The sequence below is a fragment of the Staphylococcus auricularis genome, from assembly GCF_001500315.1.
Lineage (GTDB): Bacteria > Bacillota > Bacilli > Staphylococcales > Staphylococcaceae > Staphylococcus > Staphylococcus auricularis.
The window spans coordinates 1-258 of the sequence record NZ_LLER01000037.1 but is presented as its reverse complement, the minus strand read 5'-3'; the positions used below and the strand labels follow the sequence as shown (position 1 = coordinate 258).

At 44.6% G+C, this 258-nt stretch carries 1 rRNA gene; it reads left to right on the top strand.

Annotated elements, in window-relative coordinates:
- Nucleotides 1-12: 12 nt before the first annotated feature.
- Nucleotides 13-258 (top strand): 23S ribosomal RNA (locus tag APS80_RS10385); the annotation flags it as partial.

Genomic DNA, 258 nt, shown 5'->3' with positions numbered 1-258 from the left:
GATTAATAACTAGATTAAGTTATTAAGGGCGCACGGTGAATGCCTTGGCACTAGAAGCCGATGAAGGACGTTACTAACGACGATATGCTTTGGGGAGCTGTAAGTAAGCTGTGATCCAGAGATTTCCGAATGGGGGAACCCAACACGAGTTATGTCGTGTTATCGACATGTGAATTCATAGCATGTCAGATGGTAGACCCGGAGAACTGAAACATCTTAGTACCCGGAGGAAGAGAAAGAAAAATCGATTCCCTGAGT